The 24,454-nt window shown below is 58.9% G+C and carries 34 protein-coding genes; 13 read left to right on the top strand and 21 right to left on the bottom strand.

All coding sequences use genetic code 11. The features are described from left to right. Positions 1-79 precede the first annotated feature (79 nt). From Thiofri_RS16860 to Thiofri_RS16890, 8 genes are all read right to left on the bottom strand, one after another. Positions 80-484 (bottom strand): GFA family protein, encoded by a 405-nt coding sequence (locus tag Thiofri_RS16860; protein ID WP_009147719.1) that lies wholly within the window; start codon positions 482-484, stop codon positions 80-82. Between the two features lie 260 nt (positions 485-744). Then, positions 745-1,140 (bottom strand): hypothetical protein, encoded by a 396-nt coding sequence (locus tag Thiofri_RS16865; RefSeq protein WP_143741813.1) that lies wholly within the window; start codon positions 1,138-1,140, stop codon positions 745-747. 89 nt (positions 1,141-1,229) lie between these two features. Continuing rightward, a complete protein-coding gene (locus Thiofri_RS16870; protein WP_009147718.1) occupies positions 1,230-1,928 on the bottom strand; it encodes an endonuclease/exonuclease/phosphatase family protein in 699 nt (232 codons plus the stop codon). A 366-nt stretch (positions 1,929-2,294) separates the two neighbouring features. Continuing rightward, positions 2,295-3,008, bottom strand: a complete 714-nt coding sequence (locus Thiofri_RS24845) for an endonuclease/exonuclease/phosphatase family protein (protein WP_009147717.1) — start codon at positions 3,006-3,008, stop codon at positions 2,295-2,297. 83 nt (positions 3,009-3,091) lie between these two features. Then, the gene (locus Thiofri_RS16875; protein WP_009147716.1) at positions 3,092-3,643 is read right to left on the bottom strand and encodes an HD domain-containing protein; all 552 of its coding nucleotides are present in this window, start codon (positions 3,641-3,643) and stop codon (positions 3,092-3,094) included. Positions 3,644-3,804: 161 nt separating this feature from the next. Beyond that, positions 3,805-4,011, bottom strand: coding sequence for a TIGR02452 family protein (locus Thiofri_RS16880; RefSeq protein WP_040854809.1), 207 nt, complete (start codon positions 4,009-4,011; stop codon positions 3,805-3,807). Positions 4,012-4,774: 763 nt separating this feature from the next. Then, positions 4,775-5,194 carry a DinB/UmuC family translesion DNA polymerase gene (locus Thiofri_RS16885; RefSeq protein WP_051023787.1) on the bottom strand — a complete coding sequence of 140 codons (420 nt, stop codon included), beginning with the start codon at positions 5,192-5,194 and terminating at the stop codon, positions 4,775-4,777. 7 nt (positions 5,195-5,201) lie between these two features. After that, positions 5,202-5,411, bottom strand: a complete 210-nt coding sequence (locus tag Thiofri_RS16890) for a hypothetical protein (protein ID WP_040854806.1) — start codon at positions 5,409-5,411, stop codon at positions 5,202-5,204. Positions 5,412-5,531: 120 nt separating this feature from the next. On the opposite strand from Thiofri_RS16890, the gene Thiofri_RS16895 reads away from it, so the two are divergent. Both Thiofri_RS16895 and Thiofri_RS16900 read left to right on the top strand, forming a co-directional pair. Further along, complete coding sequence (locus tag Thiofri_RS16895) at positions 5,532-6,017, top strand: DUF1648 domain-containing protein (protein ID WP_009147715.1); 486 nt, start codon at positions 5,532-5,534, stop codon at positions 6,015-6,017. A 371-nt stretch (positions 6,018-6,388) separates the two neighbouring features. Beyond that, a complete protein-coding gene (locus tag Thiofri_RS16900; RefSeq protein WP_040855413.1) occupies positions 6,389-7,588 on the top strand; it encodes a hypothetical protein in 1,200 nt (399 codons plus the stop codon). Between the two features lie 73 nt (positions 7,589-7,661). Here the strand turns inward: Thiofri_RS16900 and Thiofri_RS16905 are convergent, their stop codons facing one another. Continuing rightward, positions 7,662-8,036, bottom strand: coding sequence for an endonuclease/exonuclease/phosphatase family protein (locus Thiofri_RS16905; RefSeq protein WP_040854803.1), 375 nt, complete (start codon positions 8,034-8,036; stop codon positions 7,662-7,664). Between the two features lie 118 nt (positions 8,037-8,154). Here Thiofri_RS16905 and Thiofri_RS16910 point away from each other — a divergent pair, with 118 nt between their 5' ends. From Thiofri_RS16910 to Thiofri_RS16955, 11 genes are all read left to right on the top strand, one after another. Then, on the top strand, positions 8,155-8,619 hold the full coding sequence (locus Thiofri_RS16910; RefSeq protein WP_009147713.1) for an NUDIX domain-containing protein: 465 nt from the start codon (positions 8,155-8,157) through the stop codon (positions 8,617-8,619). A 134-nt stretch (positions 8,620-8,753) separates the two neighbouring features. Next, positions 8,754-8,852: a hypothetical protein gene (locus Thiofri_RS24850; RefSeq protein ID WP_407702947.1), complete on the top strand. Its 99-nt coding sequence runs from the start codon at positions 8,754-8,756 to the stop codon at positions 8,850-8,852. Positions 8,853-9,170: 318 nt separating this feature from the next. Continuing rightward, positions 9,171-9,362: a hypothetical protein gene (locus tag Thiofri_RS16915; protein WP_040854801.1), complete on the top strand. Its 192-nt coding sequence runs from the start codon at positions 9,171-9,173 to the stop codon at positions 9,360-9,362. 33 nt (positions 9,363-9,395) lie between these two features. Continuing rightward, a complete protein-coding gene (locus Thiofri_RS16920; RefSeq protein WP_009147710.1) occupies positions 9,396-10,070 on the top strand; it encodes a hypothetical protein in 675 nt (224 codons plus the stop codon). Continuing rightward, on the top strand, positions 10,067-10,324 hold the full coding sequence (locus tag Thiofri_RS16925; RefSeq protein WP_040854797.1) for a DUF3592 domain-containing protein: 258 nt from the start codon (positions 10,067-10,069) through the stop codon (positions 10,322-10,324). Before Thiofri_RS16920 ends, Thiofri_RS16925 begins: the two co-directional genes overlap by 4 nt. Before the next feature lie 116 nt (positions 10,325-10,440). Then, entirely contained in the window at positions 10,441-10,581 is a 141-nt protein-coding gene (locus Thiofri_RS16930; RefSeq protein ID WP_190275779.1) for a hypothetical protein, read from the top strand. 315 nt (positions 10,582-10,896) lie between these two features. Beyond that, a complete protein-coding gene (locus tag Thiofri_RS16935) occupies positions 10,897-11,388 on the top strand; it encodes a hypothetical protein (protein WP_051023786.1) in 492 nt (163 codons plus the stop codon). A gap of 262 nt (positions 11,389-11,650) precedes the next feature. Beyond that, positions 11,651-12,943, top strand: coding sequence for a hydroxylamine reductase (gene hcp, locus Thiofri_RS16940; RefSeq protein ID WP_009147707.1), 1,293 nt, complete (start codon positions 11,651-11,653; stop codon positions 12,941-12,943). A gap of 22 nt (positions 12,944-12,965) precedes the next feature. After that, positions 12,966-13,904 (top strand): HPP family protein, encoded by a 939-nt coding sequence (locus Thiofri_RS16945; protein ID WP_009147706.1) that lies wholly within the window; start codon positions 12,966-12,968, stop codon positions 13,902-13,904. Between the two features lie 24 nt (positions 13,905-13,928). Next, the gene (locus Thiofri_RS16950) at positions 13,929-14,642 is read left to right on the top strand and encodes a Crp/Fnr family transcriptional regulator (protein ID WP_009147705.1); all 714 of its coding nucleotides are present in this window, start codon (positions 13,929-13,931) and stop codon (positions 14,640-14,642) included. Between the two features lie 204 nt (positions 14,643-14,846). Next, a complete protein-coding gene (locus Thiofri_RS16955; RefSeq protein ID WP_143741812.1) occupies positions 14,847-15,800 on the top strand; it encodes a hypothetical protein in 954 nt (317 codons plus the stop codon). 220 nt (positions 15,801-16,020) lie between these two features. On the opposite strand, the gene Thiofri_RS16960 is transcribed toward Thiofri_RS16955, so the two are convergent. The 12 genes from Thiofri_RS16960 to Thiofri_RS17015 form a co-directional block, all read right to left on the bottom strand. After that, complete coding sequence (locus tag Thiofri_RS16960) at positions 16,021-16,419, bottom strand: hypothetical protein (RefSeq protein ID WP_009147703.1); 399 nt, start codon at positions 16,417-16,419, stop codon at positions 16,021-16,023. A gap of 244 nt (positions 16,420-16,663) precedes the next feature. Further along, the gene (creD, locus tag Thiofri_RS16965; protein WP_009147702.1) at positions 16,664-18,121 is read right to left on the bottom strand and encodes a cell envelope integrity protein CreD; all 1,458 of its coding nucleotides are present in this window, start codon (positions 18,119-18,121) and stop codon (positions 16,664-16,666) included. 166 nt (positions 18,122-18,287) lie between these two features. After that, complete coding sequence (gene creC / locus Thiofri_RS16970) at positions 18,288-19,751, bottom strand: two-component system sensor histidine kinase CreC (RefSeq protein ID WP_009147701.1); 1,464 nt, start codon at positions 19,749-19,751, stop codon at positions 18,288-18,290. Further along, positions 19,748-20,482 (bottom strand): two-component system response regulator CreB, encoded by a 735-nt coding sequence (gene creB, locus Thiofri_RS16975; RefSeq protein ID WP_009147700.1) that lies wholly within the window; start codon positions 20,480-20,482, stop codon positions 19,748-19,750. The genes creC and creB overlap by 4 nt, the downstream gene beginning before the upstream one ends. Before the next feature lie 16 nt (positions 20,483-20,498). Further along, positions 20,499-20,738, bottom strand: coding sequence for a type I restriction-modification system subunit M N-terminal domain-containing protein (locus Thiofri_RS16980; protein WP_009147699.1), 240 nt, complete (start codon positions 20,736-20,738; stop codon positions 20,499-20,501). Beyond that, a complete protein-coding gene (locus Thiofri_RS16985) occupies positions 20,735-20,980 on the bottom strand; it encodes a type II toxin-antitoxin system RelE family toxin (protein WP_009147698.1) in 246 nt (81 codons plus the stop codon). Before Thiofri_RS16985 ends, Thiofri_RS16980 begins: the two co-directional genes overlap by 4 nt. Further along, complete coding sequence (locus Thiofri_RS16990) at positions 20,970-21,158, bottom strand: hypothetical protein (RefSeq protein ID WP_040854791.1); 189 nt, start codon at positions 21,156-21,158, stop codon at positions 20,970-20,972. Before Thiofri_RS16990 ends, Thiofri_RS16985 begins: the two co-directional genes overlap by 11 nt. A 162-nt stretch (positions 21,159-21,320) precedes the next feature. Then, positions 21,321-21,644 carry a hypothetical protein gene (locus tag Thiofri_RS16995; protein WP_143741811.1) on the bottom strand — a complete coding sequence of 108 codons (324 nt, stop codon included), beginning with the start codon at positions 21,642-21,644 and terminating at the stop codon, positions 21,321-21,323. A 162-nt stretch (positions 21,645-21,806) separates the two neighbouring features. Then, positions 21,807-22,142, bottom strand: a complete 336-nt coding sequence (locus Thiofri_RS17000) for a NifB/NifX family molybdenum-iron cluster-binding protein (protein ID WP_009147695.1) — start codon at positions 22,140-22,142, stop codon at positions 21,807-21,809. 198 nt (positions 22,143-22,340) lie between these two features. After that, positions 22,341-22,739 (bottom strand): phosphoribosyl-AMP cyclohydrolase, encoded by a 399-nt coding sequence (gene hisI, locus Thiofri_RS17005; RefSeq protein ID WP_009147694.1) that lies wholly within the window; start codon positions 22,737-22,739, stop codon positions 22,341-22,343. 61 nt (positions 22,740-22,800) lie between these two features. Continuing rightward, positions 22,801-23,475, bottom strand: a complete 675-nt coding sequence (locus Thiofri_RS17010; protein WP_009147693.1) for a hypothetical protein — start codon at positions 23,473-23,475, stop codon at positions 22,801-22,803. A 168-nt stretch (positions 23,476-23,643) separates the two neighbouring features. Next, entirely contained in the window at positions 23,644-24,447 is an 804-nt protein-coding gene (locus tag Thiofri_RS17015; RefSeq protein WP_040855404.1) for a DUF7281 domain-containing protein, read from the bottom strand. Between the last annotated feature and the right edge of the window lie 7 nt (positions 24,448-24,454).

Genomic DNA, 24,454 nt, shown 5'->3' on the forward strand with positions numbered 1-24,454 from the left:
CAATCCAGAAGGCTAGGTGGCGCTTCAGCCGCGCGTCTTTATGCGTCGACTGAAGTATCTTTGTTATGTGGTTTTATGCTTATGACGGCAAAGCCTCTATCATCGGTAATTTATGAATATCTTTGTCCCAATTTGCTTTGCTGGCAATAAAAATATGCGCTGTAGGAGTGATGGATATATCACAATCAAGGCTTCCAGCAGGGACCACCAAAAGCTCACCTCCCATTTGAATATTTGGAAGTGCGGATCCACAGATTGAGCAAAGAGATCTGGTGTGTTGACTTGAAGGCAAAGTAAAATTTGTGACTTTATCCTCTCCTGATACCCATTTCACCTTGGCAGTAGAAGAAAAAAGATTGGCCCCATGAGCCGAGCCTGTATCTTTTCGACACCCACTACAATGACAAAGATAGAAATTATCAAAATCGCCTTCTATTCCGAAAGAGACTTCTCCACAAAGGCATGATCCTGTCTTTATGCTCATACAGTTAACTCCTCATGATTGCGAATGATGTAGCCATGCGCACATAACGCCAAGCTCAGCCGAGCTGGTTGAGCGAGAGCTAATCCGGCTTCGGTTGGAGCAGTTCGTTAGGCGAATTTAACGAAGTCTGTCCCGGATTTCCAGCGTGATCCGTTTGATTCTAACGCCTAGCTTCAGCCGACCGTAACCCAAAGCGAAGGGACGGGTTTAGGCTCGGCTGCAAACGCATATTCGGTGACATTTGGCTCATGGATCTAGCCTCAATCATGTGGCCCTATGACTATTCCCTGACTCCAATAGCTTTTTGGCTCGCTACCTTTAGGGAAGTCATGGCAAAGACTTTTCCGTTCTGACGACAACCCGAGAAGTGCTGTTACAGTAGTACCGCCATCTGACAATAGCTGATACGCCTCTGCCGGGGTTATTGGGAGAACCGCCCAGTATTGTGGGTCTTCGCCATCCTTCCAATCGATAGTTTCAGTGAATACCCACAAAAACTGCTGAGAGCATTTCTTGCAAGATCGAACCTTGATCATGAAATGTGATTCGTCAATTAGCTCAATCTCGCTTTTCAGATGCTTAACTGCTTCCCATGCTTCGTCAGCTACTTTAGGCCAGCAGGTGTTACAGCCAAAATCGTTAGATGCTGTGTTCACGAGAATCCTCCCTTATCACCCAAGGTTCTCGGTCGGCGGCGGCGGCCGGAAGCCCGAAGCGCTGAAGGCAGTCCGACAGCGCCGGATTGCTAACTGACATACTCTACCACCAAGGCTGCGTGGTCGGTGGCCTTAGCTTCCCTTGGCTTATGGTCGTAGTACACCCGCTCGATCAAGGCGTCGCCCTCTGTGCTGGAAAATACATGATCAATTCTGAAGCCATTGCCGTGATTGCTGTACCAAGAAAACTCCCGGGTGGCCGGATTGCGATTGCGCCATGAATCGACAACCCCAGACTCTGAGAGCGCCTTGAATTCCGTCGTGCAGAAGAAGGTTGCACCTTCCTCGTCTTGGAAATGAAGGCCAGTATTGAAATCCCCGACGATGAAATATGCTGCTTCAGTGGGCAGATGGCAACCTTTCGCCAAGAAATCAAACAGACCCACTTTGGCCTTGTTTTGTGAGAAATACACTCCATACACAGAAATGCCATCAAAGTGCGCAGATATGAGCCGATGCCGATCTTGAGCGGGAAGTGCGGGGTACGTACGAGCTACGAATGGCTGTCGAGAAAAGATGCAGACCGTGTTCTCTTTCGGAGCGATTGACGCTCCCGCGAAATAGCGGTATCCATCTGCAGCCAGGCCAAAACGAAGAGCCTCTGCGTTTGAATTTTCTCTGAACTCAGTGAGGACGATTGCGTCGGCATCTTGAGATTGCAGGTAGTTCAGTATTCCTGGAATACGCTTTCCTCCACCGTGCTGAATGTTCAGAGTGACAATCTTCATATTTCAGCTAACCCATATTTGAAATTTTGGCCGCCAGAATTGCTCTACATCATTGTTTCTTTATTTTTACAAGAAAAATTTATCCGCCAGAACAGATGCTTAAAAATTGTGACTCAAATGTAGTGCCATAATCTTCGGGGACCCATTGACATCATGACTTCGTTCATGCCCACTGCTTGGCACAGATCGCGGCGAGTACGACTCGCAGAGGGAGAAATCACAAATGTAGTGCCATAACGGACATCTGTTTACGACCATCTTACTGATTAAAAAGGAGATTTAATCCGTGTATGTCAAACTTTGGCTAACGCAAAGCACAGCGGCTGAGCGTGATCGGAGCGTTAAGTTAGAAGGTACCGCGAAGGCTCACACAAGCTGCACGACGAGTGGCGTGTGATCAGACACCGCGTCTGTCCGACCCGGAGCGGCAAGTATGATGGATTCAACTTCGCGAACATACTGCGCCCGTTCGACCATAACCTCAGCTGACAAGACAGCGTGATCGATCCTGCTATATCTCTGAGCCTTGGATGCGAAGCTCCACAAACCATCAGGTACCGGAATCAACCACCCTTCCTCTCGAAGGGATCGAAGATACCTAGCTGTTGATCTCTTCGGTTGGTCTGGGTCAGTATTCAAGTCTCCCATGAACGCAATTCGTTGTCCCTTCGTGCTACGGATAATTTGTAGCAGCTTGTTCCAGTAGTCGTGGAGCGCGACTCCGCTGTAGGCCGGCGCACGAACGCCAACAAAGTCGAGGTTCATTGTTGGAATCTGCACATGGAGAAAGTTTGATGCGCCTCCGTGCCCATCAGTAGCTGGTCCAACGATGGACCCAGGCGCAAGGGAATAGCGACTAGCGACAAGTACTTGATTGTGACTATTTAGACGCTGCGATACGGCTAAGTGAGATAGGCCAAGACTCTTTAATCGTCCCACCATATTAGCACGCGTTGAGCCGTGGACATACTCGTTCAACGAGAGTACATCAGGTGAGAGAGCTTCGATTGCCGCAAAGAACGTGTTCGGAATTGAATCTTCGCGACACTGATGCCCGAGATTCCAGCTAACAAGACGCATAACGGTACCTGTACTGCCTAACCCCCTGCTCAGCCGCGCGCGCCTTTGGCGCGTCGACTGGTTTTGCCTTGTCAGGGCTGGAATTATAGATATTGCTCATAGTTAGCTATTTTATTAGACAATCTGTCCGCAAGAAATGGACTGGCTTCGCCAAGCCGATCCAAGATGAAACCTGCTTCATTTTTGTACTTTCCTATCTTGATCTTATCCCAGTGCTTTGGGGGTGGCTGCAAATTTGTGATTCGATCACATAACTTGACCATCCAGACCTCTAATGGCTGACTCCGTATTCTTTTAATACTATCTTTCATCTGTTCCAATTTTGATGGGAACATCGTGTTTTTAGTAAGCGACAAGACTCCATCGGCAATTTCTATACCAAATAACTCCTCTATATCTTCATAAGTGGTTGTGGTATCTTCAATTGAGTCATGCAGCAATGCACAAGAAACGAGAAGATCTGCGTTGTTAACATTCTCATGAGCTACCGTTGCAGTTGCCTCCATTGCAACTAAGCCAAGATGATTTATGTAAGGAATGTCGCTTCCTGGCAATTTCTGACCATTGTGAATTTTGGAAGCAAAATTCCAGGCTTTCAGATATTTATCCTGGTTCCAAATATTCATTTTTCTCATGTTTTCGCGTCCTAACAGCTAACTAGAATCTCGGTCCACCTTCTTCTTTGAGCCTTCGGGAGTTTACCCATCCTTGTTCGAGAAAACCTGAGTCTCCGCGCCCAAACGAAGCCAGCAGGTCGATGCGTCGCCCGTCTCAGCCAGGTCGCTGCCCTTTTCCCTCACGCAGACTGGCCGAAGACTTCGCGGAATGGCCCAAGTGTGGTCCGCTCCGGTGACCAGTCAGTGATGGCAAAGACCACCTGGTCGAAGGCGCGGGGAAAGGCTTGCTCCAGATGCGTGCGGAAGGACTGGGCGGTGCGTCGCGGGTCATTGCCGAAAGCGCCGCAGCCCCAGGCGCCCAGCACCAAGGCATACGGGTTTTGCATGCTTGTTTAGCCGTTTCCGGCACTGACGCACTTGGCATCTCACCTCCGTCGGTTTGGCCTTCTCGGATCAACCTTCCTGCCCCCCTTCGCTCACCGCGGTTTTGCTCTCCGCGCCTCTCGTCTGCCCCAGTTTACCCCTCGGCAGGGAATCCTCCCCAGTTCTTCGGATGCGCCGTCTCCACCGCATCGGCCCTTGGGTGCCCACTGACAAACCTGCACTACTATGAGGGCTTTGACTCCTGTCAGCGCTCACCGGCGCCGACAGGTCTCCCCGCTTCTCTCGCTTCACCTTCTTGTCGTTCCGCCCCCAACCACGTGATATCGCCCTGAAATCGCTTTCCACGCCGTTCGCAGCGTTACAGGTGGGTTTCAGACTTCGCCGTCTCCGTGCAGGCTCGTCGCCATATCCCGCCGAATCGGGTTCGTTATCCTACGGACTGACCTTTCGCCTCCGGTTGCTCCCCCAACCCGCCTCACGGCGGCGCAGTTTCCTTTGGCTACGGAGTCTCGGCATACTCCGACACGGCCTTTCACCGTGCTGATGAAGCGCCTTTGCGGGCGCACACGGAGCCGCTTCGCAGAGAACCCGGCGGCGAGTCCCGGCTTAAAATATCACCTCACGCCCTCGCGTTGGAGGGGTTGTCTGTCAACAACCATGAGGTGATACCCACATGTCAACAACCTGTCAGGACCAGTTCACGCGACAGTACGCGGCGCATCTCAAGCACTTGCGACTCAAGGGCAGATGTAGTTCGCTGATCGCTTACGGATCTCCGGCGAGTGGGTTAAATGCCGGTCCGCGCTGAATGGCCTCGGCACCGAAACGGTGGCGGATGGCGTCGAGCGTCTCTGTCAAGGTGTTGTCCGCTGGATCTGATCCAGCATCGGCCGTCTCGAACAGATCAAGCTGCGCAGAGCTGCTGGTTTGCGACCAGCCGGACAGTCCCACGCCGATCAAGCGCACGGGACGGCCAGCCCAGGCGGTTTCAGCGGCAAGCATTGACCGGGCGACGCGAAACACATCTTGCTCGTCCGCCGTCGGCACCTTCAGGGAATGCGAGCGGGTATGGGTCTCGAATGGCAAGAAACGCATCTTTAAGGTCACCACCCGCCCAAAGTGACCCGTCTGCCGCGCCGTCCAAGCGACCTCGCGCGCAGCCCAGTGCAAAGTGGCTTCCAGCACTTGGGGATCAGACGGCGACCAGCAAGGCGTGGCGCGCCTGCTTGTGCGCATGGCTTTGCTTCTTGGGATCATCCTGCTTGTAGGACCGTCGTCCAATCAGTTGACGTGCGAGTATTCCGGGGTAGGCTTCAACGCAGAGGCGCGTGGGATCGCCAGCATGGACTCCAAGAATGGTCACCTCGGCACGCAGCAGCCGCGGGGCGCCCTCGAAGAGCATCAGCCCGACCGGGGGTTGCGGCTCGGACTACGCCATTGGCCGGACTGTGAGAGAAGGCTGAGCGGGGACGATGAGTAACGAAGATCGCCGGGTATTTGGCCACGCCTGCGGGAGGCATCCATGCGCCTGATTTTGTTCCTGAGCTTCTTGGCCAATCTGATCTTGGCCGTAATCTCGTTCGCGTTGCTACCCGAGCGGGTCGCCATCCATTTTTCCTTGGGCGGCCTCGCCGACGGTTGGGCTTCACGCGCGGCCAGCACCGCCGTGATGCTGGGAGTGGACACCCTCCTCTTCTTGCTGTTCTGGTTCTCCCCCACGCTACTCAGACACACACCGATGCGATGGGTGAATCTTCCCCACCGTGCCTACTGGTTGAGCCCGGAGCGGCGCGAGGCCACCGTTGTCCGCCTGAGTCACCGGCTCTGGGGTTTTGGAACTGCGCTCTTTGGTTTTCTGCTGATTGTCGGACTCTTGACTCTTCAGGCCAATCTCTCCAATCCCGTCCGACTTGATGAGTCATTGTTCTTGATCGCGCTCGGGATCTTCTTGGTCTATGTGCTGGTCTGGACGATGCGTCTCTGGCGCGATTTGCGACCGCCCCAATAACCGCCGCGCTGAGCTGGCTCAGTCGGTTTGGCCAGCCCTGTTTGCGTTGCAGACCAGCCCATTGGCCTGGCAACTGGAACGACGTTGCGCGCCAGCGCCCGTTTCCCAGGGCATTACCAATGCCCGGTGCCTGGCTCGCCTTTGAATGGACCCACGACATCGTCGGTGATCCAGCCACCGTAATAGGCGCCAGCCTGTGGTCGCACCCGTTCACTGCCAACAAAGCAGTCAAGCCGCGCCGGATGGAAGCAGCCAACCGCCAGATCGCGTTACCATCGCGCAATTGGATAGCCCGGGTAAGCGATCATGCCACGGGCTGGCCCCGCGCGGCACCAATCAATGCCGCGCCCAACGCATTGGAGTCTAACCAGATGGCCAAACCAAAGCACCGATGGGAATTTCGCGCGCGCTTTCGCACCAACGCATTCGGGTGGAAGGGCTCCAAGCTCGCGGCCGAGCGGCTCAAGGAAGCGCTCTCTGAAATCAAGAAAGTGGCGCGGACCGATCCGGTGCTCGCCGCTGACGGCGCCATTCTCCTGATGGAGAAGCTGTGGCCGGCGCTCGCGCAGATCGATACCTCATCGGGCGCCTTGGGCAATGCGGCGGGCAAAACGGTGCATGCCCTGATCGACATTGTGCTTGCGGCGCCTGTTGATACCACCCAGAACGAACGCTGGCTGGAGCGATTACAGCAGGCGGTCGATGATGACGGCGTTGACTACCTGTGGGAAGTCAGCGAGCGCTGGGGTGAGCTGTGCCGCACGCCAGAGCGGGCGTCCCGCTTCGCTGATGACTGTCTGTCCCTGGTGCGCGCCAGCTGGCAGTCGGCTGGTGGGTATTGCAAATGGACACCGGCCTGCCTGAGCTGTCTGCTCAAGGCACAGCGCCATGAGGAGCTGTTGGCACTGATCGATACCGCGCCCTATCTGTCCTGGGGGTATCGGTGCTTCGGCGTGCAGGCATTGGTCGCGATGGGGCGCGGGGATGAGGCGATTGCCTATGCCCAAGACTCCCATGGGATCAACAACAGTCCAACCGCCATCGCACAGACCTGCGAGGCGATCCTGCTGGAGGCCGGTCGATCCGAGGAGGCCTATGCGCGCTTTGCATTGGAGGCCAATCAGGCCACGACTCACCTGGCAACCTGCCGCGCATTGATCAAGAAATACCCCGGCAAGGAACCGCGGATGATCTTGAACGATCTGATTGCCGCCACCCCTTCGGATCCGGGCCGCTGGTTTGCCACCGCCAAGACCCTGGGATTCCTCGAACTGGCCGCTGAGCTGGCGGAACGCTCACCGGTGGACATCGGCACCCTGCTGCGCGCGGCGCGGGATTATCAGGACTCAAATCCATCGTTCGCCTCGCACGCTGCCATGGCGGCGCTGCGCTGGATGGCGGCCGGTCGGTTCTATGAGCTCACAGCGTCCGATGTCTGGGAGGCACGCCGCTTCGCGCTCGAAACGGCGGAGCGCACTGGGGAGTCAGAGCGAATCCGGGCGTTTCTCGACGAACTGATGGCCAGCAGTCAGACCGATGCCTTTGTCCGCCAGCAACTTCAGGCCCGCTAACCGAGCCATGGCGATCGGCTGCGAGTGGCTCGGAGCCATGCATCTCGCGGTGACAGGATCGCGATGGACGCAGTCACCACAGCAAGACGCTGCGCGCCCGGTGATCGGAACCGAGCGACCGGGTGGACCCGGACTCAGCACCCCACCAAGCGGTGGTGACGAGCACCTGATCAATGGGGATGCCGAACCAGCCTTGCCCAACCGCCGGCCAGGTGGGTTGCAACCCGCTTGCGCGGCGCACCTCGGTCTGGCTCAGCCCAGCAAAGGCCGATGACCAGGGACTGGCATTCAGATCGCCAGCCAGGATGCTAGCCTTGATTGGCGGACACGGGTAATCCCAGACAGATTCTTGATCTGGTCCCGGGCTCTGCGCGAAGGGTGGTCGAGTCTGGCCGCGGTATTGCCAGGCTTCTCGGGCCGCTTGTAAGCTGGGTCGATTGGAGGGCATGCTGCGCGGAGTTTGCTCTGATTGGTGGTCACCTGCCTGCGGATATTGGGGAGTTTCTCTGATGAGCAATACCGAGAGCAAGAAGACTGCACGACCCTGACCAAAGCTGAGGTTCGCGATGGCTAAACCACAAACACCGCTCCTAACAGCGGACATTATCATCGAACTGGCCGACCGGCCCCTCCGGCCCATCGTGCTGATTGAAAGGCGCTTCCCCCCGCCGGGCTGGGCCATACCCGGCGGTTTTGTCGACATTGGCGAGCACATCGAAGCCGCAGCGGTGCGCGAAGCCCTTGAGGAAACGGCGTTGCGCGTGACACTGCGAGCGCTGCTGGGGCTTTACTCGGACCCACAACGCGACCCGCGCGGCCATACCGCCAGCGCCGTCTATGTGGCAGAAGCCAGCGGTGAGCCACGGGCGCAAGATGATGCGCGCAATCTGGCAATCTTCTCACCTGATGCGCTGCCCGCGCCGCTGGCATTCGATCATGCACAGATTCTCGACGACTATCGGCGTTACCGGGAGACGGGCCAAATCAAACCGCTTTGGTCGCCGGACGTTCAAGTGTTGCCTGGCGCTTGATGGCGAAAACGCACATGCGAACTTTGGATGACGTGTTGCAATCGGCTTCGGACGTGCTATTTCCTGCGGAAATGGGCAGGCGGAAAATCAGCGTGACAAGCACCAATAGCGATGGTGATACGCCTCTGCATGTCATGGTGTGGCGCAAGGACCAACAGGCGATCGCGTTTCTGATCAGCGCCGGCGCGGATGTGAGAAGGATTAGCGCGGGTTCTACCCGCGGGTATCGATGACCTGCCGCCGGCGGAAGGGTGCTTGCAGCAGCCGCATGAGCATGCGTCGCGGCGGTAGCCACTGAATGCGGGTGCCGTGGCGTTCGATGACGGATTGATCTAACTCTGACCTCCTGCGTGTTGCGATGTCGCTCTATGCCGGGCTGTCGGCGTAACGCCAACAGATTGACCCTTTTCAGCTGAGATTTTCCGTGACTTTGCCAGTAACATGGACGGGGACAGTAATTACTCCAAGCCTTCTTCTGCAAATCCTGATCATTGCAGATGATCGGTCCCCCGGTCATCCTTGCACTGGTCATATCACGATGGCACAAGATAATGAATCTGGATTATCTGTGGTTCGGCACGACAAGTTCCCTGGGTGAGCCACCCATGAACCCTTTCCAGGGACTCGCCGGAGCGGCTGCATTCAGCGCCTTCAGTTTGTTCCTGTTCGGCTGGGTGACCATTCCAGCTGGCGCGCTACTTGGCGGGCTGATGATCGGACGTTCGCGGATATCGCCGACCTGAAGCAGTTTGGCACAGAGGGCGGGAGCTTTGGTCATGATCGCGATCCGAAGGATGGTGGATGAACCTTGCGATCGTTTCGCGGGACTGTTGTTGGCGTTTTTCGCCCTGGCTGCCGGTGTTCCGACTGGCGTGCCGACTGGGGTATTGGCGGATTCGGACCTCGGCACCACAGTGTCTAACATGGAACAAGCCTTGGAGTTGTCCCAGCATGAGCGTCTCAGACGGCTCGAGACGTTTCACCCGGATCACCTGCGGCCTTTCGTCAGCGACGGCTGCAGCGGGGGGCTCTCCGTTCTGTGGGCACAGTTGTCCCGATGGCTGCCGGGCTTTCGCGCCATTCATGATGATCACCCGCCATGGGAGTCGTGCTGCATTGCGCATGATCGGGTCTATCATGCCGGTGGGCTGAATGCGTCCAGCGCGCAAGCGAGTTTCGAAGCGCGGTTGCACGCGGATCAGGCACTGCGCGAGTGCGTGATCGAGACCGCCACACGGCGAACGGCCGCGCTGAATGCGCGCTATGGGTTGGGTGATGGTCAGGTTGCACGGCTCTATAAGCTGGTGGGCGATCTCATGTATCGCTCCGTGCGCCTGGGCGGCGGTCCCTGTACCGGCCTGCCGTGGCGCTGGGGCTATGGGTTGCCGGACTGTGGGCTGCTATCTGCGCCACACTTGCTCAAAGAGCATCAGGAGGCGATCCCACCATGAAAATGCTCGGCTCTGTCGGCGTCCTGTTCGCGCTGATGGGTCTGGTGCTGTTGGCCATCGCGGCAATCGCCTATTACCGGACGACGGCGTTCATCGACAACGCGCTCTCGACGACCGGCACGGTCGTGGATCTCACCCGCTCCAGCCAGTCCGGTTCGGGTTCCGGTGGCAGCAGTACCTATCGCCCGGTGGTTCGCTTTCAGGATCGCGAGGGCACGACCATTGAGTTCATCGCGCCGGTCGGCAGTAACTGAGCGGCAAGCCGGTTCAGACAACCGTCACTGGCATTCACCAGGATACCCGTTTCAGCGCCCGCGCTCGGCATCCCTATCGGATCACAACCCAGTGGCAAAACCTACGCGCCGGCAAGGTGCATGTCTTCACCAGCGAGCCCGTTTTGTTTGATCCCAGTGAGTACCTCAATCGCAGCCATGTGACGGTGTTCATCGACTCGGATCATCCCCAGCGGTATGCCATGGATCTGTCCTTCTTGCCGGAACCGGCGGATTGACAGACATGCCTTCTTCTGGCTGGATTGCCCCCATTTGGAAAGGGAAACAGAACCATGATCACCGTCCAACTCACGGCCTTCCTTGGCTGCGCCGCGATGATCAAGATCGCCCTTTGGATGCCGTTCATGCGAGCGTTAGACACAACACACCTTATTTATACCGACTAAATCCCACTAAGAAACTCTCTAATTGCGCCTGCCTCGGGTTTCGCAATTCGGGCCTGGCGATCCAGGGTCGCTGGCTATGTTGCCGCCAAGCTGCCGCATCTGCCTTTTCCCGCCGGTCGTTTTGATCTGGCCCTAGTGTCCCACCTATTGTTCACCTATTCGGAGCACATCGATGCCGCTGCGCATTGCGAGGCGATCACAGAGCTGATGCGCGTCAGTGGCGAGGTTCGCGTCTTCCCCCTGCTGACGCTCGCAGGCGCTGAATCGGCGCATCTGCCCGCTGTCATCGACCAAGCCGAAGCCAGCGGCTGGAGGGCGGAGATCCTGACGGTGGATTATCAGTTTCAGCGCCGCGGCAACCGGATGCTGCGGCTGTCCGCGCCACCGATGTCCGACCTGATTCCGCCGGAGGAAAGTTTGAGCAGCATGCCAATTGATTTCCTCCATGGGCTTCTCCGCAATGCTGCTGAGAGCGTCGCTGGAGGATTAACCATCGACGCGCGGGGGGCATGTCATGCCACCCGACGATGCGCTGCTCTCCTGCCATGGTGCTTTAGGTTCCGTTGCGCCTGCTGGCTTCTTGCTTTTGCGACCAGGCGCCTCGTTGCTCCCCCAGCAAAAGAGCAGGCCGTCAGCTGAGTGAACCTAGATGCAGCCTCGTAAACATAGGTTGGAGACGCCGACCTTGTTTCCACGTAGGGAAGGCCGTTGATTCCGATCCCGGTCCAGTTGCAGGCTTGCACCGATCAGCCTGGCCGCCTGACCCGCTTGACTCGGATCAAGGCCATCTCCCCGAGCCTGGTTGCAGACTGTACTCCGCTGTCGCGCAGCGAAGGCCAATTGCTGGCCTGCGCCGCGCGCGATTGTTCCTGTCTCTACTCACTGCCACCGGAGTGCGTCCATGTTCTGTAATCAATGCGAGCAAACCTTTCGTCAATCTGCCTGTGTGACCAGCCCCGGCGTCTGCGGCAAGAGCGAAGATGTGCAGTCCTTGCAGGAACTGCTGATTTTCGGCCTTAAAGGCATGGCCGCCTATGCCCACCATGCGCGCAGGCTTGGACAGTCCGATGAGACCGTCTCGGCCTTCATCGAAGAAGCCCTGTTCGCGACCATGACCAACGTGAATTTCGATGAAGACACCCTGCTGCACTATTGTCTGGAATGCGGCGAGAAGAATCTGCGTGTCATGCAGCTGCTCGATGAGGGCCATATCGCCACCTTCGGCGCGCCCCGCCCGACCCGGGTCCGCGAGGGCACCTTAGCTGGCCCGGGCATCCTGATCACCGGCCATGACTTGCTCGATCTGTGGCAACTGCTCGAACAGCTCGAAGGCACCGACATCAAGGTCTACACCCATGGCGAGATGCTGCCGGCGCACATGTACAGCAAATTTCAGGCGCATCCCAATCTCGCCGGCCACTATGGTGGCGCCTGGCAGGATCAGAAAAAGGAATTCGCCGATTTTCCCGGTCCCATCGTCGGCACCACCAATTGCGTGCTGATCCCCCCCGAGAGCTATCGCGAGCGGCTGTTCACCACCAATGCCGTGGCGGTCCCGGACGGTCAGCACATTAAAAACGGCGATTTCTCCGCCGTAATCGCCGCTGCGCGTACCTGCCCGCCGTGCGAACAGCGACTCGGCGTGGAGCAGCCGGTGGGCTACCATCGCCAGGTACTGCTCGAGCAGGCCGGTACGATTCTCGACGCCATAAAAGCCGGACAGATCAGCCATTTCTTCGTCATCGGCGGCTGCGACGGTGCCGAGAAGGGGCGTAACTATTTCACCGATTATGCCGCCGCCACGCCAGCCGACTCCTTCATTCTCACTCTCGGCTGCGGCAAGTATCGCATTCGCGATCACGCCTACGGCGAGCATCTTGGCTTGCCGCGATTACTGGATATGGGCCAGTGCAACGATGCTTATGGCGCCATCATGGTGGCGGTAGCCCTGGCCGAGGCGCTGGAGTGCACGGTCAATGATCTGCCTCTGACTCTGGTCATCAGCTGGTTTGAACAAAAAGCCGTGGCGGTGCTGCTGACGCTGTTGCATCTGGGCGTGAAAGGCATCAACCTCGGCCCTCAGCCGCCGGCATTCATCACCCCGGGCGTATTTGCTCGTCTGCAAGCCGCTTATGATCTGCGCTTGCCCAATGGCGATCCGCACGCGGATCTCAAACTCGCACTCGCCGCCTGAACCCAGGCCGAGGAGGTGACCGATGAACAGCGTCAGCCTGCGCGAACAGCTCATTTCCGCACTGGGCGGTGGTGTTGGCATTTTGGCCACGGCCGCGCTCGCGCTTTGGCTGTTCCCGGCGGTTGACCCCGCCCTGCCCTGGCTGATTGCCTCCATGGGCTCCTCTGCGGTGCTGTTGTTCGCGGTGCCGCACGGGCCACTCTCCCAACCCTGGCCGCTGCTTGGCGGCCATCTTGTTTCGGCGCTGATCGGGGTGGCCTGTGCGCGTTGGCTCGGCACCGATCTCTGGAGCGCGGCCACCGCGGCGGGACTCTCCATCGGCGCCATGCATGCACTGCGCTGTCTTCATCCGCCCGGCGGTGCCACCGCGCTGACGGCCGTCATCGGCGGGCCGTCCATCACGTCGCTCGGCTTTGGCTTTGTGCTGATGCCTGTTGCGGTCAATGCACTCACCTTGCTGCTGCTCGCCGTGGTCTGGAATGCGCCCTGGCACTGGCGGCGTTATCCAGCCAACTGGCCCGCACGTTGGCGGCGAGACCAGGACAGCGGCGCCCCAGCTGCAGAGCCGGCCGCGCCCATGCCGCTGGAACATCGGCATCTTGCCGCCGCGCTGCGCGCGATGGACTCCTTCATCGATGTCTCGGAGCCGGATTTGCAGCGCATTTTTGCTTTGGCGACTGAGGAAGCGCGCCACACCCGCGCCGCAACGCCTCCGATTCGGGTGGGTCAAGCCTACAGTAATGGCAGCTTTGGCCAAGACTGGGAGATCCGCGAAGTCCTCGCGCTTGAGCAAGATGCGGACGGATCGGACACCCAGGTGCGCTTCCGCCGCTTGGCGGGCCAAGGCCGTCGCTGCGAGGGGGAATGCAGTCTGGAGACGTTTCGCGACTGGGCGGTCCATGCGGTCGAGCGCGACGAGAACTCTTGGCGACCGATTGATCGCACGGAGCCGGAAGATTGAGCATCAAGGTGCACGGCGGGTGTCATGCCACCCGATGAGGCACTGCGCCAGGCGCCGCTGCTCGCGCAACTGAGCGACCAACAACTAGAGCGTCTGCGCGCGAAGGCGCAGATTGTCCAGGTGCAGGCCGGGCAGTGGCTGTTTACCCAGAATGATCCGGCCGAATTCTTCTATTTTGTTCATTCGGGCCAGATCCGACTGTTTCGCCTGTCGGCCGAGGGCGAAGAGAAGATCATCGAACTGATCGGCGCCGGCCAGACCTTTGCCGAGGCGCTGATGTTCATGGGCACCGGCCGCTATCCGGTCTGCGCGGCCGCGCTGGTGCCGACGGAGCTCGTCGCCATTGACGCAACGGACTTCACCGCCATGCTGCGCGAGTCGCCCGAGACCTGCTTTGCCTTGCTCGGCAGCTTGAGCCAACGCCTGCACGCGCTGATCGCCGAGATCGACAATCTGGCGCTGCATTCTGCGAGCGTACGCTTTGCGCGCTGGTTGATTGCAGAATTGCCAATAGACACGGATGAGCTGACGCTCGCCTGGCCAAAATCGACGCTTGCCTCGCGCCTGACGATCAAACCTGAGACCTGGTCGCGCATCACCCGCCGGCTGTCCGAGCAGCAAGTGATCGCGGTCCATGGGCAGGTCATTCGCGTGCTTGATCGCAAGGCCCTGCAGCAACTTGGCGATTCGGGTGACCCGGCGCTGATACCAGCGCGTCAGGCCCGCAAAACCGGTTAGCAGCCAAAAATCATCAGCCAATCTCCAGCCTCACTGCCAGCGATGGCAAGGCAAGCGTCCCCAACAGGTCAAACTCTGACAATGAATCCGACCGGATACTTGTTCATTCGATTCAACCATCACGGTGATACTCAACCCGCGCATGGCCGGGTCGAAGATCTCAAAGACCCGGATGACTCGGTGGCTTCCAGAAAGCCGCGCAGGATGTCGATCAAACACGGCATACAGGCCATCCTGATGGCCCATTTGCTGTCAACGGGACCGGTGTTCGCGCAGGATGCGGCCTGCCATTGGATCCGGCTGACCGGTCTTGAGGTCGGGCAGACAGCAGATTTCCTCAGCTGGGGCGATTACCTGCCACTGATCGCCCTGGAGCCCGGCGAGCTTTACAGTCTGCTGCACGGAACAGAGCCTTCCGTCGAATTGGCGGCCGGACGCCAACACGTCATTGATGGCCATTGGTACTACGTTCCAGAGCACCTGATCGATGTCGGGACCATGACGCTAAGATTCATGCTGTTGGATCGTGACCAGGGCACCGATGACGATCTGGTGCTACCGATGCGCAGCCATGTGGTCCGGCTGGATCAGAGCTTCTCCAAATCGGGATCTTTGCAGTTCGAGATACCAGAACTCTTCGTAGTGGATGATCAGCTCAAGAAATCCAACGCGATGCGGTTCCGCTTCGAATTACGGCGCTTGCCGGGCCATTGCGGCAGCGGACCCGATGCCGCGGCTGAAGACACCCGGTACCGGCGGGAAAACCGCGTCCATCATCTGCGCACCAGGACTTTCAGCTACTTCGACGATCCAGTGATCGCCGGCCGCGAGACGAAGCTTTTCGTGGATGAGAAAACCACGGATGCGGCAGAAGCCTTCGAGATCGCTCGTCGCAATCTGCATGAGTTGCTGACCCTGGGTCGGGAGATCGAGCGGCTGGAAGGGACGCAGGGCTTCGATGAGCTGCGTTTTGAGTTCGCTAGGCTGATCGCAACCCTAAAGGAAAGGCGTTTGCAATTCAGCCGCGTCGAGCAGGACGGCGATGAGAGGACGACGGTTTGGGTCAGTGTGCCTGCCCTGGCCTCCGAGCCTGAGTGGAAGCAGGTCCTGACGGATGCCGTCATCGAGTCGATCCCCACGTCATGGCAAGTCGACTGAGCCAGCGATCAGGTCCCGGTCAGCAGAATATTGCCGTGATCAGGCCGCGTTCCCATAGAAGGTGGCTGGAAACGGCAACAAATGATTGCCTGGCCCCAGGGTGACGGCAGAGCGATACCAGACCATGTGATCTCGGGTTTCACCGGCCAAAGTGCCGCAGCAACGACGCCATTCTGACTGCTCCCAGATGGACGGAAAACCGCACAGATTCTCGAACGCCTTACCAGCAGGGGGTTGCCAGACTAGACGCCAGGCCCATGACGTCCCAGGGCGATGGCATCGGCATCCCGGCCGGGAAGCCACCCGCTTTGAGGCGGATGATCGACTCGGCCCATTGCAACGGACGCGGCAGGCCGCCATGCATCGCCGCCAGCGCATGCAACTCACCCACAAAGGCTCGATCACACGGGGTATCGGAGCGGGGATCTGCGGTGCAAAGATCATGACGCATGCAGGCCGCATCAAAGTCGTCGATCGGCGGCGGGAAGTGGCCGGCTTGGGGCCAGTCGATCCCGCACCAGTTGCCGTAAATGGGCATGCACTTAAATGCCAGGACGCTCTCGCAACCGCCGGCAAGGCCCACAGCCATGAATGCAGCCAGAACCGTCTGTCGGGTCATCGAATACCTCCAATCTTTAATCTAGCCTGCTAGGGAGTTTAGCAGTTGCAAGCATTGAATCCGATGGAAGCGGCCAACCGACAACTCGCGGCAACTCCAGGCTCGCCAGCCGAACCATAGCAACCGGCTGCAAATGGCGCATTTCAAAATCACCCATAGTAACCCGATGCCCAAGGTCATGCAGCGGATGGGGTTCGCCCCAGTGTGGGGCGGGTTGCTCCCATGGCACGCGATTGAACAAGGCTCAAGCAACCGATTTCTCGAGCGCATACCAGTCGAGCCGCCGGGTCAGGACCATGGTCAGCGCCAGCAGTCCAAACAGCAGCAGCGAGCCCATTAAGAGCGCGGCATCCTCGGACATCAGCAGCCCATAGAGCGCTGCGAAAAGCACCGCAAGCAGCAGCGCGAAGCCGGCTCCGCGCTTGACGCTGCCGAGCACTGCAATCAAGTAATACCCAAGTAAGCTGACACAGCCCAGCGTGGCCAAGCCATAGGCGAGCCCGAAAGCGATATGCTCCGAGAGGCTGAGCAGCAGCAGAAAGAACAACGCCAGCGCGAGGCCAACAAGCAGGTATTGCGCCGGATGGACTTTAAGTGAGCGCAATAGTTCCAGCAAGAGCACCGCCGCGAAGGTCAGGCCGATAAACAAGATTCCATACTTCACCGCCCGATTGGACATGGAGTAAATATTCACTGGCTCGATGAAACGCACGCCCAGCCAGTCGGCGCAGCCACCCAGGCAGACGCGGCCGGCAGCCACATCGGCGCGCAGATTGGCCGGGGCCGCTGTCGCCAGGGCCGAGACTTCCCAGAGCGCGCTAAATCCGTCGGCGTCGATCATCTGCCCATCGGCATTCGGCAGAAAGCGCCCTTGAAAGCTGGGATGCGGCCAGGTCGAGGCGAGTTCGATGCGGGTGCTGTCGGCCAATGGCACGAAGCTGACCGACTCCGTCCCCCGGAACGCCAGGGTGATGCTGAATGGAATCTCCCGTGGGGCCCGTTCCGCCTCATCAGCGTCCGCCTCATCAGCGTCCGCCCCATCAACGAAGGCCCTGTCACCGAACGACGCCCTGCCCTGCCCGACTTGGACGAGCTTCGGCAGCGGCACATGCATCCCCTGCGGCAGGGTCGGATCAAGCAGTGTTCCCTGCGCGAAGTCGATCGGTGTTCCATCCCATTGCAGTTGTGGGGTGCGCACCAGCCCGCGCGTATCGGACAGACCAAGACTCAGATAGGGTTGGCCCCATTGGATGTGCGAGTTTTCCTGCTGGCGCTCCAACGCTGGCTGCGCCGGAATGACGAAGCGTCCCTGGATGCCACCCTCGAGTTCATAGACCAAGGCCTTGAACAGGCCCCGGCGTTTGACCGAGGTCCTGCCATCGAACTGCATCTGCGCACTTGACGGCATGATGAGGGCGCGGCCGTCGACCTTCACCTGCCGGATGCGACGCACGCGTTTGAGTTCACCATCAATGGTTTCTTTCTCCCAATACTCCTGTGTAAATTCCTCCTGGTACGGCAAGACCAGAATCGGGCCGATCAGCCGCTGCGCGCCGGCGGAGCTGGCGGCGATTTCACTCACCACCGCCTCTTGCCGCGCGGCGCGTTCATCAATGAGCTGACTGACCATGCCAAGTGGGACCATCAGTCCCAACGTCAGCCCGAGAATGATCGCCACCTTGATCACGAGTGCCTTGTGCATTGCTGTCTCCTGCGATTGTGTTAAACCTCAAGGACAGTTTGGCGCGACGGGATGAAGCTCCGGTCAAGTCCCGGTGAACTTGTGTGAAGTATTGGTGAAGTCTCGCTGTGCCGAGATGGCGACCGGACCCTATGCGCAGGCCTTGCCCGCCATCTACAGCGAGTAATCAGGACTCGCGACAGGGCAATGCCAGGCAGGCCAGCAAACCTTGTGGATGCTGGTTCTCAAGCGCAATCTGCCCATCATGCAGGTCGGCGACTTCGCGCACAAAGCTCAAACCAAGACCTGTGCCCTTGCGCGTCACGTCCGGGCGCGGCAGGGAGAAAAACCGCTCGAAGACTTTCTCGCGGGCGTAGTCGGGAATGCCTGGCCCCTGGTCGAGGATGCAAACTTCGGCTCGCTGGGCACTGGTGCGCAGACGAATCTGTACCACGGCATCCTGCGGAGAGAAACCCACCGCGTTGTCGAGCAAATTGATCAGCGCCTGGGCCAACAGAAAGCGATCACCCCGCACCCGGCAGGGGCGCGTCAGGTTGAGCTCAAAGCGAATCCCCCGCTGCGCGGCCATGGGGGCGAGTGCGTCGGCGGCTTGCATGATCACTTCGGCCAAATCCAGAGGTTCCGGCTTAGTCAGCATCTGCATCTGTTCAACCCGCGCCAGCTCGAGCAGGCGTTCAGCTACCTGTGACAGCCGCTCGGCTTGTTCGCGAATGTTGGCCAGAAAGCGCTCACGCTCGGGGGCAGGCATGTCGGCTTCTTCGAGCAATTCCGCCGCGCCACGAATGGCGGCCAGCGGGCTTTTCAGCTCGTGGGTCAAACTGTGCAGATAGCGCTCGACGTATTGCTTGCCCTCAAGGCGCTCGCGCATCTCGGTCAGGGCATCGGCCAGGTCGTCGAGCTCACGCACCCGCGAGCGGTGCGGGCGAGCGCGCGCACCGGCCGTCACCGAGCGGGCGTAACGGTCCAGACGGCCGATGGAGTCGCTCAGTTTCCAGGTGAACGCGGCGCCAATCGCGGCGGCGATGAGCAGCAGCAGGAATCCGCGCGCGCGAATCTTGTCCTTGCTCGCCACCACGATCGGCTCGACACTGCGGGTCTGCTTGGCCAGGCTGACCACCCCGATGATGCGCCCATCAGCCAGCACGGGCGCGGCCACATGCATGATCGAGGAGGCTTCGTCCTCTGGATCGCTGCGCGTGGAGCGCGCGCCATAGCGTCCGGTCAGGGTCAGATAGATATCGTTCCAGCGCGAATAATCCGCGCCGATTTGCTCTGGATCAGTCGCATAGAGCACGCGGCCTCTGTCATCGGTGACATAAAGGCTCAAATCGAGTGTATGCTTTTGATGCTCCCAAATGCGCGCCGCGACCGAGCGCTCGCGAAATCGTGCCAGGGCGGCATGGATGCGCTGAGCAGCCGATGGCTGGCCGGGCACTTGCTGATCAACTGGCAACCCAAGCAGCGCCGGGCGAACGAGTTCGGCCACCAGATTCGCGCTATCGACCAGGGTATGCTCCATGGTCTTGCGCACACCGGGCTTCACCTCGGCGACAAACACATCCAGCACGAACCAGGCCGCCAGGCCGACGATCAGGAAATAGCCAACAGCGACCAGCAGCGAGAGTCTCACCTGCCCAGGTCCCCGTTCGGGTCTCCGTTTGGATACCCTTTTGGATTCGCTATCGGCTCAAGGGAATAGCCGATGCCGCGATGGGTGCGAATGGGGTCGGCGTCAGGATGGATGGCGCGCAGCTTGGCGCGCACTGTCTTGATGTGGGTATCGACGGTGCGCTCCAGGCTATGTTCCGGATGCGCCCAAATTTTCTGCATCAGCTGGGCTCGGGTGAATACCCGCCCGGGCGCGCCGATCAGGGTCGCCAGCAGGTCGTATTCGTAGCGCGTCAGCTCAAGCGGCTGCGCCAGGTAGCGAATCGCTCGGCGCGCTGGATCATGCTCAAAGGGGCTGGCGTTCGCGGTCGAGGCCTGATCCGGGGCCATCTGCTGGCGTTGCAGAATGCGGCGCACCCGCACGGCGACTTCGCGCGGACTAAAGGGCTTGACGACATAATCGTCCCCACCGAGCTCCAAGCCCAGAATGCGGTCGATCTCATCGCCGCGCGCGGTCAGAAAGAGCACCGGCAGTTCGCTGGTACGACGCAACTCCCGGCAGACGTCAAAGCCGTTGAGATCGGGCAGGCCAATATCGAGGATCATCAGATCAACCGCATCAGCCGTCGCGAGCTCAAGTCCTTGCCGGCCGAGCAGGCAATGGGTAGTGCGAAACCCCTCGGTTTGCAGCGCATAGATGAGCGTATCGGCGATCGCCTGCTCGTCTTCGACGATAAGAATGTGTCGGCTCATGGCCTGGGCAGCAACCTCAGGTCGGGCACTCGGATGTCAGCGCACCAGAAGGCAAGCGACGGTCGTCAAGGCGCGGTTTGGGGAAGTAGGCACCGAGCTCCTTACTCGCGGCGGCCTCGTCGCTGTCGGAGAGGTAGCGCTGAAACAGGAAGGAGAGTATGTAGTCGCAGAAGTCGGCGACGTTCATCGCGCCGCGCAATTGGTCGGCGATGGCCCAGAGGGCCTTGCCGAACTGGCTGAGTTGTTCCTGGGTCATCGATAGCTTTCTCGGCGATGGAGAACCCGACCAACCAGGATCGTTTCGTCGACAACATAAAACAGAACCCGGTAATCGCCGATCCTAAGCCGATAGGCTGGTTCAAAATTCGTCAGCCGTTTCAGATTGGGTACATCCGGAAAATCGACTAACCTCCTGATCGCCTCATGCAGGCGTTCTTTTTGGTGCCTGTCGATCCGTTGCAGGTCCTTGATCGCACTATTTCGCAGCTCAATCCGCATGAGCGAGGTAGTCCTCAAACGCCACCGACGCCTCATGGCGCGTTGCGTGAAGCGCCTTCAAGTCGTCAAGATCCTCGACGGAGACGATCTCCAGGCCATCATCCTTGAAATGCTCGAGCCACCAAACAACCTGTTTGGCTAACTGATCGTCTTTGATGTTAATCGCAATGTTGTGCATACAAAAATTCCCGGAGATATATTTCTGCCTGCTCCGCCCGGAGACGCCACCCAAAGCAAATGCTTTCCTGTATGACTCAGAAAGAAGCACTTCAAGAAAGGGTAACAAGCCAGGTACGTGCAGTGCCGATTGGGGACAGCGGCCAGGTGGAGCACAATTGCCTTATTTGCGCACGCCGTTCCAGCTGTCGGGTGCCCATGGGCCAGAGGTGCCGTTCCGCCAGCGACCTTGGAAGCTCTGTCCGTCCGGGGATAAGCGGAATTCTAAAGTGCCTCGGGCGCCGTCGGTTTGCGACCACGAGCCGCGCAGCACGTTTTCGCTGACTACACCGACAATTGCGCCGCCGCGATAGGCGTAATTCCCAGCGACTTGGTTGCCGTCTTGGGTCATGGTCAAGTTGGTCGCAGCTGTGCCGCTACCCCAGATTGTGTTCCATTGCCCAGAAAAGTTTTCTGCTGCTTGGACATTGATTGTCAGCAGTAACAATAGGGCCGCCAACGGCCAGTGAACTCTAACTCTCATCATGATTCTCCTTTTTTGTGGGTGGGGTTTTCGTTGCTGGGATGCGCATATAAAAGGATTCTTCGGTAGCTGGAAATCCGAGTCTGCGTTTCATATCCGCAGCCCGAATCGGCGCTGTAACCTGATTTATTCGCTCGCCTGTCGGCGCGCATAGTCGCCTAAGGCCGCATCGATGGGTTGGTTCGCATAGTCAGACACTGCTTGCACGCCAATCGCTGCGAGCCTTTCCCGAGGGGGCTCGCCGATCATGGCGACCAGCACTGCGTGGCAATCGGAGACCGCTGCGAGAATCCCGTCGATGGCCGAGCTCATGGATTGCCCGCCGACACAGTATTGCTCAACAGCGCGCCTTTCTAGCAACTCGCAGGTCTCGCCACTGACTTCATAGATCAGAAACTGCCTGGCGTGACCGAAATGGGTGTCGACGATCAAGCCCTCTTGGCTGGCAACGGCAATTTTCACGGGTTTTCCTCCAGAGTCATGGCTTCGCTGAGTAGCACTGCGAGATGCGCAGTCAAGCCACCTTGCAGTCGGTCGATCTGGTGGTGACAGGCGAAGCCGTTGGTAACCAAAATCGCATCCGGATGGGCCCTGAGCGCTGGCAGCAGGTAGAATGTTCATGGTGATATCGAGCGAACATGGATTTTCGGCTTGCCGCCATCACTTGCCATAGACCTCTGCGGGGTCGAAGACCTGCACGCCCACATCGGTCAGAACGTCCTGCTCCAGCTGACGGAAGAAGCAACTGCGTTTGCCGGTGTGACATGCAGCCCCGCCGATTTGCTCAACCTTCAGCAGAATCGCGTCGCCATCGCAGTCCAGATAGATTCCGCGAATCTTCTGAGTATTGCCACTCTCCTCCCCCTTGTGCCAGAGCTTTTGTCGTGACCGGCTCCAGTAGACCGCCTCGCCGAATTCCATGCTCTTGGCCAGCGACTCCTCGTTCATGTTGGCGACCATGAGTATCTCGCCACTGGCTGCGTCCTGGGCAATGGCCGTAATGAGCCCGTTGCCTTTGGAAAAATCTACGGCGTTTTTGATTGCGTCGGGCAATTTCATAAGGGTCCTAAAATTATCGGAAAAGTTGACAGGTGAAGAACGCGACCTGGTTCAGCTTGACTCAGCGCACTGGCAGTGCATCTACAATCAGCGGAACACTGTCATAGTCGGTGCATTCCGGGTCACCCTGACAAGACGCGGCTGCAACCCGGGTTTGCTGATAGGAGAAGCGCACCTGCTGACCCACAAGCGGACGTTCGCACAGCGAGAAATCGGCCATTCCGTCGTGGCGAATCTGTTGCTCGTCAACAAAGGTGATGTAACAGGCGATGTCGCCCGCCTCCATGGCTTCAATCCGATAAACCGGTCCAGCTCCGGTCCCTGCCCCTGCCCTGCCCTGGCTATTTGACTGCACCCGGTAACGAACGGACTCGTCCGGGAAAGTGTTCCAGCCGGTCCAGACCTCATTGAGGGTAACCAAACCTTCCCCCAGTGCCTCGATACGAAAAACCCAGGTCTGCGGCGGACACCCCTGGGGACCATCCGGACCCGCCTCCTCCACCGCCAAGAGCGTATTCTCCGACAGAGAGCGGACTCGCGCGGAGACTGTCGGCTCGCCATTGCGCGAACAGGTGAGTTCATCGTAACGCTTCATCCGATCCTCGCCGATGAATTCAAACCCGGCACAGCTTGCCCCCTCCATCACCAAGCGCGTATTGGCCAAAGGATGTGCCTGCAATGCGGCCGCACAAGTACAAAGGGCAATGGGGAAAAGTGATTTCTTGAATTTATTCATTCAGGTATTTCCGGTTGATCGCAGTTTTGGAAGCATACAAGGAAGGTTTCAAGCTGATGTCAATTCATGTTGTGCGGGATTATCGCAATAAACCCCGGCATCTTAATCGAAACTAGCGCGGCCCCGTCCGTGCCGAAGCGGGCTGCCGTCATGCGTTGCTCACTCCGATCAATACCGCGCAACCTGTCGCAAACGCGCTCCAAGCGCAAGCATGTGCTGCTGTTTGATGCTGACTTGCGCGGCTTTCATCCTATCCCAAACCGCGCCCCACTCGCCCAGCTCGGCATTGTCGAGATACTTAACGGCCTGATGCTGCCGGGTGAAGTGCACTCGGCTGCCCTTGGCGAGCAGGTGTTCGTTGAGATCGGGCAGCAGCAGGACATCAGCGCGCGGAAGGGTGTGGGCGATCCGCAGCCCGGCCGGGTCCCAGTCGGGGAATACCGTGACGGGGATCTGTTCGGGCAGGATGCTGAGCAGCTGGCGAGTGCCACGCGCGAGTCCGCCGTGGCCGCGATAGAGCACCAGGCTGGCAGCGAGTTCGGCGGGTGCGGCGAAGGCGTACCAGTCGTCGAAGCTGTCCAGGTTTTCGACGACAACTAACTGGCTGACCGCGTCGAGATTTAGCGCTGCCAGGGGGACACGCAGGCTCAGCTCGGGCATCAACCTTGGCAGAGGTGCCGGCAACTCGCCTTTCACCAGCACATGCTGATCGTCCGGTCGCTCGCGGGCGATCTTCTCGTCGATCACGCTGGCGGCGACCTGTCGGCGGTTGCCCTCGGGCACGCCAGCGCGCGGGTCGAAACCCCATGCCTGATGAGCCAGCGCGCGCAGTTCGCGGCGTTGCTCGGCATTGAAGTGCAGTCGCCGGCCGCGGATCTCGCCCATCTCAAAGGCCTGCTGAATCTCGTTCCAGGTCGACGAGCACTTCACGCTGTCCAGTTCATCGCGCAGCAGGCGGTGGACGAGCTGCATGTGCCGC

This window comes from Thiorhodovibrio frisius, assembly GCF_033954835.1.
Taxonomy (GTDB): Bacteria; Pseudomonadota; Gammaproteobacteria; order Chromatiales; family Chromatiaceae; genus Thiorhodovibrio; species Thiorhodovibrio frisius.